Origin of the sequence: Comamonas testosteroni, assembly GCF_000761245.1 — a bacterium.
Classification (GTDB): domain Bacteria; phylum Pseudomonadota; class Gammaproteobacteria; order Burkholderiales; family Burkholderiaceae_C; genus Comamonas; species Comamonas testosteroni_C.
Genome location: NZ_AWOR01000123.1, coordinates 1 through 648 on the forward strand (window position 1 = coordinate 1; position 648 = coordinate 648).

The 648-nt window shown below is 57.9% G+C and carries 1 pseudogene; it reads left to right on the forward strand.

Going from position 1 to position 648, the window contains the following annotated elements:
* Window positions 1-447 precede the first annotated feature (447 nt).
* Window positions 448-648: pseudogene (locus tag P353_RS27410) on the forward strand (YkgJ family cysteine cluster protein); the annotation flags it as partial.

Consider the following 648-nt stretch of genomic DNA (forward strand, 5'->3'; position numbering starts at 1 on the left):
AACACGCTTCTGGCCTTTGCGATAAATACGCCGCGTGTGGTCCATCCAGTGATCGACCATCTGGTCCCGGGCGGCCAGGGCAATGGCTTCGAACCAGTCATGGTCGAAGGCGTGATCCGGGTCCTTGCCCACCGCGTAGGTGAGTTTGGTCAAGACAGCATCGCGGAATGCGGCTACCTCTGCTTCTCGTGCAAGCGGTTCCTGAGACATCGGTGCGACCTCGGGCGAGATTGAAGGAGTTGCTAGAGCCTAGTCGGTCTGACAGACGGTAGACGCGCTGGTTCGGCAGTTTTTTAACTCATTGGCCTGTGGCTGAATTTGATGCAGGGGTCGTGCCCGATCAGGCCCTGGCCAAACCTTTGAGCTGAAACCTGCAAAATATTGTTCAAAAAACCACCAATCCCGGTATGATCGCGCGCCCGGATAACGCCCCACCTTGGAACCTTGATGAAGCCTCAACTGATCGCCGCCGCGGAACTCGACCGTCTAGAGACCTGGCAGAAATACTCCGCCCACATGTGCGGTGGTTGCGTGTCCAGCTGCTGCACGCTGCCGGTGGAGGTGAAGATCAAGGACCTGATCCGCATTGGCATCGTCGATGAGTTCGAGCGCGGCGATCCGCCGAAGAACATCGCCAAGCGTTTGCAG